The sequence below is a fragment of the Bradyrhizobium sp. cf659 genome (assembly GCF_900113725.1).
Lineage (GTDB): Bacteria > Pseudomonadota > Alphaproteobacteria > Rhizobiales > Xanthobacteraceae > Bradyrhizobium.
Genome location: NZ_FOQJ01000019.1, coordinates 61,053 through 67,989, shown reverse-complemented (window position 1 = coordinate 67,989; position 6,937 = coordinate 61,053). Strand labels below are relative to the sequence as shown.

General features: G+C 64.8%; 8 protein-coding genes. 4 read left to right on the top strand and 4 right to left on the bottom strand.

Annotated features, from left to right (window positions below; genetic code table 11):
* A partial coding sequence (locus tag BM118_RS38985; RefSeq protein ID WP_143099493.1) for a transposase occupies positions 1-282 on the bottom strand: 282 nt, incomplete at its 3' end.
* A 295-nt stretch (positions 283-577) separates the two neighbouring features.
* Here BM118_RS38985 and BM118_RS38980 point away from each other — a divergent pair.
* The gene (locus BM118_RS38980) at positions 578-946 is read left to right on the top strand and encodes a DUF3551 domain-containing protein (protein ID WP_349529992.1); all 369 of its coding nucleotides are present in this window, start codon (positions 578-580) and stop codon (positions 944-946) included.
* A 13-nt stretch (positions 947-959) separates the two neighbouring features.
* Here the strand turns inward: BM118_RS38980 and BM118_RS38975 are convergent, their stop codons facing one another.
* The gene (locus tag BM118_RS38975; RefSeq protein WP_092193188.1) at positions 960-2,198 is read right to left on the bottom strand and encodes an MFS transporter; all 1,239 of its coding nucleotides are present in this window, start codon (positions 2,196-2,198) and stop codon (positions 960-962) included.
* A 129-nt stretch (positions 2,199-2,327) separates the two neighbouring features.
* On the opposite strand from BM118_RS38975, the gene BM118_RS38970 reads away from it, so the two are divergent.
* Positions 2,328-2,945 (top strand): TetR/AcrR family transcriptional regulator, encoded by a 618-nt coding sequence (locus BM118_RS38970; protein WP_092193186.1) that lies wholly within the window; start codon positions 2,328-2,330, stop codon positions 2,943-2,945.
* Positions 2,946-3,244: 299 nt separating this feature from the next.
* Here BM118_RS38970 and BM118_RS38965 read toward each other — a convergent pair whose 3' ends face one another.
* Both BM118_RS38965 and BM118_RS38960 read right to left on the bottom strand, forming a co-directional pair.
* Positions 3,245-4,618 carry a PleD family two-component system response regulator gene (locus BM118_RS38965; protein WP_092193184.1) on the bottom strand — a complete coding sequence of 458 codons (1,374 nt, stop codon included), beginning with the start codon at positions 4,616-4,618 and terminating at the stop codon, positions 3,245-3,247.
* Between the two features lie 14 nt (positions 4,619-4,632).
* Entirely contained in the window at positions 4,633-4,998 is a 366-nt protein-coding gene (locus BM118_RS38960) for a response regulator (RefSeq protein WP_027547216.1), read from the bottom strand.
* 237 nt (positions 4,999-5,235) lie between these two features.
* Here BM118_RS38960 and BM118_RS38955 point away from each other — a divergent pair, with 237 nt between their 5' ends.
* Both BM118_RS38955 and BM118_RS38950 read left to right on the top strand, forming a co-directional pair.
* On the top strand, positions 5,236-5,547 hold the full coding sequence (locus BM118_RS38955; RefSeq protein WP_011087883.1) for a DUF3572 domain-containing protein: 312 nt from the start codon (positions 5,236-5,238) through the stop codon (positions 5,545-5,547).
* The gene (locus BM118_RS38950; protein ID WP_092193182.1) at positions 5,544-6,848 is read left to right on the top strand and encodes a DNA polymerase IV; all 1,305 of its coding nucleotides are present in this window, start codon (positions 5,544-5,546) and stop codon (positions 6,846-6,848) included. Before BM118_RS38955 ends, BM118_RS38950 begins: the two co-directional genes overlap by 4 nt.
* The last annotated feature ends 89 nt before the right edge of the window (positions 6,849-6,937 follow it).

The window sequence follows — 6,937 nt, the reverse complement described above, 5'->3', positions numbered from 1 at the left end:
GATCTCCTGCCATCTACCCGTGTCGCGCCAAGCGTAAAAATAGCCCTGAACCGTCGAGTATGGCGGGAACTCCTTCGGCAAGGCTCGCCACTGGCAGCCGCTCGACAGAATATAGAAGATCGCCTGCACGATCTCGCGCAGATTAACCTCCCGCGGCCGGCCCAATCGCCGTCGCGGCGGCATCTTCCGGGAGATCAACGCCCACTCTGCATCGGTCAGATCACTTGTGTAACGCAGTCCACTGCGCTGATACTTGATACGAGCGGCTTTGGTCCACGGCATGGTGTCCTCCCTCGAATCTTTGCAAATCCGAAGGAATCACAGGCCCGCTTAAGCCGCTCACCTTTTTCGGTCAGGCTCTGAGGTGCGAACAGCGCGGTGCATTTGCACTGCGCTGAGAGCCTCGAAGGATGAAACGGCCCCCGCTGCATCGGCCGGGCCGTCGCCCTTCGAGGGCCGCTGAAGAATCGGCCACCTCAGGGTGACGGTGAGATACCGAGCTCTGAATCTTCAAGCCGTCCGCAGCACCGGCAGCGGCGGCGCAGTCGGCCTGATCAGCGCAAGCGCGATCTGGACAATGCCGGCGGCAACGGCCCGCAAAGCTGGACCGGCTCCTTTCAGGCCCCAATTGTTTTCAGAATGCTCTATGATCTGTCCGCATTACATGATGGAGGGTCGAATGCGACTCGCTTTGCTCGTTGTATTCATGCTGGTGGGGCTTTCGTCCGCCGCAAACGCTCAACGCGACTATCCCTGGTGCGTCTTCGGTGGCGAGCTCGGCTATTCCGGCGACTGCATGTATGAGACGAGAGAGCAGTGCCTGGCATCGGCGTCCGGCCGGTCGAACACCTATTGTGATATCAACCCGCGCGTGAGGTTCAGGCAGGAAGCTCCGCGTCGGACGACGTGCGACTCCCAGGGTCGCCGATGCGCGCCAAAACCGTGAGCCTCGCGTCCGGTTAAGCCGTCCGCAGCACCGGCGCCGGCGGTTGCGACGGCCGGGTCAGCGCGAATGCGACCTGCACGATGCCGCCGGCGAGGCCCAGCGCCACGCCGATGCGCCAGGCCATCGTGTACGAGCCGAGCGCGTCATACAGCACCCCTCCCCCGTAAGCGCCGAGGAAGCTGCCGATCTGGTGGCTCATGAAGGCAAGGCCCTGGATCATGGCCTGCCAGCGCAGGCCGAACATCTCGGCGACCGCGCCTGCCACCAGCGGCCCTACTCCCATCCACAGGAAGCCCATGATGGCGCCGAACAGCAACGTCGAGAACGGCGTCGCCGGCAGCATGAAGTACCAGGCGAGCGCGAGCGAGCGCAGGATGTAGATCGCGCCCAGCAGCGCCAGCTTGTTCCAGCGCTGGCCGGCCCAGCCGAAGAACAGCGAGCCCAGCACGTTGAAGCCGCCGATCATGCCGAGCGTCTGCGCGCTCAGCATCGGATCGAGACCGCAGATCGCGAGGTAAGACGGCAGATGCGTGGTCAGGAACACGAGCTGCATGCCGCAGACGAGATAGGCGCAGGTCATCACCACGAAGGAGGCATTGCCGAACGCCGTCTTCGCAGCCGTCGCGGCCGTGGCATCGCCGATGTCGTCGGCGGACGGTTTCGGCAGCGGAATCCCGTCGACGCGTCCCGCATACCAGGCGGCGGGGATCATCAGCACCGACATGATGACGAAGCCGGCGAGCCCGATGCGCCAGCCAAAGCCTTCATTGAGCAGCTGCCCGATCGGCGCCGACAACAGCGCGCCGAGCGAGCCTGCGCCGGAGACGATGCCGAGCACGGTGGAGCGCACCGTCTCAGGCACCGCGCGCGCCGCCACCGACATCGCGATCGCGGCCGCCGTGCAGGCCAGCGACGTCCCGATCAGCACGCCGGCGCCGATCATGATGCTGACGAGCCCGTTCGCGGTTGCCATCAGCACAAGGCCCGCGATGTACATCAGCGCGCCCACGATCATGATCGGGCGGAAGCCGTAGCGCACGGTCATCGCGCCCGCGAGCGGCTGGAGGAAGCCCCAGGCGAGGTTTTGGACGGCCAGCGCCAGAGTGAAATCCGAGATCGAAATGTGGATGTCATGCGTCAGCGGCTGCATGAAGATGCCGAGGCTCTGCCGCAGCCCCATGCTCAGCGTCAGCATGATCGAGGCGCCGATCAGGATGGGCAATGTCGGACGCAGGACCTGCAACAGGGGCATGTTCTTCTCCCTCGTCGGCGCGGCGCGCGCACCGGCGTCTGCAATATCAGTTGATTTTGGTTACACAGACCTGTGTACTTAGGCTATGGAAGGTGCAGGCTGTCAAGCGAAGAGGACGCGCGCTGTCGCATGGCTCCCCCGACGACTCCACAGACGATGAAAGAGCGGATCCTCGAGACCGCCGACAAGCTGTTCTATCTGCAAGGCATTCGCGCCATCGGCGTCGACACCATCGCGGCCGAGATCGGCATCTCCAAGCGCACGCTCTACAACCACTTCCCCTCCAAGGACGCGCTGATCGCGGCTTACCTCGAGCGCCGGTTCGTGCAGCCGCGTCCGTCCGACAAGCCGCCGGCCGAGCAGATCCTCGCCACCTTCGATTCGCTGGAGCGGCGCTTTGCGGCCAAGGATTTTCGCGGCTGCCCGTTCGTCAATGCGGTCGCTGAGCTCGGTCCTCACGACCGCGCCGTGAAGAAGATCGCGGTCGCCTTCAAGGAAAGCCGCCGCGCCTGGTTTCGCGAGCGGCTGAGCGAGCTCGGCGTTGCCAATGCGGACGCGCTGGCAACCCAGCTCGTGCTGCTCGTCGACGGCTCCATCGCCCAAGACCTCGTCCGCGACGACCCCGCGATGGCGCGCGCCGCGAAGGAAGCCGCGACGGTGCTGCTGCGGAATGCGGGGGTGGATGTGGGGGATGGTGGTGATGGTACGGTGAAGCAGGTGAAGCGGCACAAGCGCGCGCCACAATAATCGCTGTCGCCGTACCTTACGGTGTCATCACCTGCGAAGGCGGGTGATCCAGTATTCCAGAGGCGGTTGTGATTGAAGCGAGAAGCCGCGGCGTACTGGATTCCCCGCCTGCGCGGGGAATGACAGCGGAGCTTGTGGAGGGAGCTTCGCGCCACACCAGCCCCATTTCTTGATCCTACCAAAATGCTCCTGTCTTGCCCGACGAGTCAAACGGCGTTGCCGTCCGCGTAAGTCATTGATCCGACTAGCGTCGGCGACTGTGCATGGGGTTGTTTTCGCACTTTTTGTGCGAGCGGGCCTCACGCCGCCTGCGACACCACGCGGTTGCGGCCGTCGTGCTTGGCGCGATACAGCGCGGTGTCGGCGCGCTTGAGGACGTCGGCGACCGCCTCGCCCTTCTGCTCCAGCGTGGTCAGCCCGATCGAGATCGTGACCTCGATGCGCTTGGTGCCCTTGTGGATCGAGAACGGCTCGCCCGCGATCGAGCGTCGCAGGCGCTCGGCGACCATGCCGGCGACATGGAGATCGGTCTCCGGCATCACGATGACGAACTCCTCGCCGCCGTAGCGGCAGGCCAGATCAATGCCGCGGATCGACTTGCGGACGCGCACCGCGAATTCGCGCAGCACGTCGTCGCCGGCATCGTGGCCGTAATTGTCGTTGATCGACTTGAAATAGTCGATGTCCAGGATCATCAGCGCCAGGGGCTTGCCGCGCGTCGCGGCCTGCTCGGCGAGGGTCGCGAGATGGCTCTCCATGTAGCGGCGATTGTGCAGGCCGGTGAGCGCGTCGGTGATCGCCATCTCGATCGAGTTCTGCACGTTGTCGCGCAGGTGATCGGTGTAGCGGCGGCGGCGGATCTGGGTGCGGGCGCGCGCCAGCAGCTCGGTCTTGTCGATCGGGCGCAGCAGATAGTCGTTGACGCCGATCTCGAGGCCGCGGAGCAGCCGCGTCGAGTTCTCGGGGTCCGCGATCGCCAGGATCGGCACATGGCGCGTGCGCTCCAGCGAGCGCGCCTGGCTGCATAGCCTGAGGCCGTCGAAATTGTTGAGATCGAGCGAGACGATCAGCAGGTCGTAATTGCCCTCGGCGGCGTGGAACAGCGCTTCGGTCGGGTTCGGCTCGACGTCGACGGTGTGCTCGGCGGCAAGCAGCGTTGCCAGCCGCTCATAGGAGGACTGGCGGTCGTCGACCAGGAGGATGCGGCCGCCCTTGCCGGTGTCGGCGACCGCAGTGCGCTCCGGCGCCTGCATGCCGATCTCGAGCGAGGTGATGGCGCGCATGCGCAGCTCGTCGGTCATCATCTTCAGTCGCGTCAGCGAGCGCACGCGCGCGATCAGCACGACGTCGGAGACGGGTTTGGTGAGGAAATCGTCGGCGCCGGCCTCGAGCCCGCGGTTGCGGTCGGACGGGCTGTCGAGCGCCGTCACCATCACGACGGGGATGTGGTGCGTGGCCGGATCGGTCTTCAGGCGGCGGCAGACTTCGAAACCGTCCATGTCGGGCATCATCACGTCGAGCAGGATGATGTCGCATTCGGCGCGGCGGGAGATCGCCAGCGCCTCGGTGCCGTTCGAGGCGGTCATCACGTCGAAATATTCGGCGGACAGGCGGGCTTCGAGGAGTTTGACGTTGGCAGGAACGTCATCGACAACTAGGATACGCGCGGACACTTTGAACTCACTTCCTATCCGATAAAACGCCGGACCGTCTCAATGAATTTGCCGACCGAGATCGGCTTGGACAAATAGGCTTCGCAGCCGCCCTCGCGGATGCGCTCTTCGTCGCCCTTCATCGCGAACGCCGTGACCGCGACGACGGGAATGGCGCGCAGTTCCGGATCGTCCTTGATCCAGCGCGTCACCTCCAGGCCCGAAACCTGCGGCAGTTGGATATCCATCAGCACGAGGTCGGGCCGCATCTTCCGAACGAGATCCAGCGCCTCGTAGCCGTTGCTGGTGCCCGTGGTCTGGTAGCCGTGCGCCTCCAACAGGTCGCGGAAGAGCTTCATGTTGAGCTCGTTGTCTTCCACGATCAGGACGGTCTTAGCCATCCCGTCCTCCTGATTGGCACGAAGCCCGATACATGTGACGCCTCAGGCGCCGCTCCCCGGCGCTTCGAAAACTGGATTCAAACTAGCCTCAGATTCGCTCTAGTTTCGTTAAACCCGAGGGGCCACTTTCTGCGATGTGGTTTCCAGTTGCTTGTCGGGGGTCGCAAGACTCAGGCGCGAGACTCGGGCATATTCCAAAGTAGACACTGAAAGTTAACGGAAAGGCAAACCGGCCCCTTGAAAAAGCCTGTTCACAACCCCCGCGAAGTCGCTGAAATCGTTGCGATTCAGGCATTGTCCTTTGTCGCGGGCGAGCCCGAGCGGCTGGGCCTGTTCCTGGCCGAGACAGGTGTCGGCCCGGAGACCCTGCGGAACGCCGCCTCGGACCCGAATTTCCTCCTCAGCGTCCTCGATTTCGTGCTGCGCGATGACGCGACCGTGAAGGCCTTTGCCACGGCCTCGGAGCTGCATCCGACCAACGTTGCCGCAGCGCGGCAGGTGCTGGGCGACGCGCTCGGCGACCGGACCTGGGAGCGCGACGTGCCGTGAGCGTGCCGGAGGCGGCCGGGCCCCGCTGCTTCTGCCGGGATTGCCTGGCCGATCTGGATGTTGACGTGCAGAACTTGGGCGTGCGGCGCTGCTCCGCTTGCGGTTCTCCCCGCCTCGTCCGCCACCGTGCGCTTTCGAACCTGACCATCGCCCATATCGATTGCGACGCCTTCTACGCCACGGTCGAGAAGCGCGACAATCCTGACATCGCCGACAAGCCCGTCATCATCGGCGGGGGAAAACGCGGCGTCGTGTCGGCCGCCTGCTACATCGCGCGCACCTATGGCGTCCGCTCCGCGATGCCGATGTTCAAGGCGCTGGAAGCCTGCCCGCACGCGATCGTGATCCGCCCCGACATGGCGAAGTACGTGCGCGTCGGCCGCGAGGTGCGCCAGGCCATGCAGGCGCTGACGCCGCTGGTCGAGCCACTCTCGATCGACGAGGCCTTCCTCGACCTCTCCGGCACCGAGCGGGTTCACGGCATGATCCCGGCAAAGGTGCTGGCGCGGTTTGCCCGCAACGTCGAACGCGACATCGGCATCAGCGTCTCGGTCGGCCTGTCCTGCAACAAGTTCCTGGCCAAGATCGCCTCCGATCTCGACAAGCCGCGCGGCTTTGCCGCACTCGATCAGGAGGAAGCGCGTTTGATGCTGGCGGAGAAACCGGTCGGCTTCATCTTCGGCGTGGGCCCCGCGACGCAGGAACGTCTGGTGCAGCGCGGCTTCCGCATCATCGCCGACCTTCAGAAGGCCGACGAGATCGAGATGATGCGGCAATTTCCGAGCGACGGCCGCCGGCTGTGGCGGCTTGCCCGCGGCATCGACGACCGCCGCGTCGAGGCCGATCGCGGCGCCAAGACAATCTCCAGCGAGACCACGTTCGAAACCGACATCCGCGATTTCGCAACGCTGGAGAAGATTCTCTGGCGCCTCTGCGAGAAGACGTCGTCGCGGCTCAAGAGCAGCGAGCTCGCCGGCTCGACCGTCACGCTGAAGCTGAAGACCTCCGACTTCCGCCAGCGCACGCGCTCGCAGTCGATCGCAGCGCCAACGCAGCTCGCCGCAAAGATCTTTTCGATCTGCCGCGAGATGCTGGCTAAGGAGATCGACGGCACCGCCTTCCGCCTGATGGGCGCCGGCGTCAGCGCATTGCGCGAAGGCTCGCCCGCCGATGACACCGACATGCTCGACCGCCGCGCCGCCCATGCCGAACGCGCCGTCGACAGCCTGCGCAAGAAGTTCGGCAGCGCCGCGGTGATCCGCGGCATTGCCTATGATGGGCCGGAGAAGGAGCGGGAGTGATCGAGTCCTGCTCAACTCAGTCGCGTTCGAAGATCCGTGCGCCCGGGTAGACGCGCCTGGCATACTGAACGACCAACTGCCTATCCTGA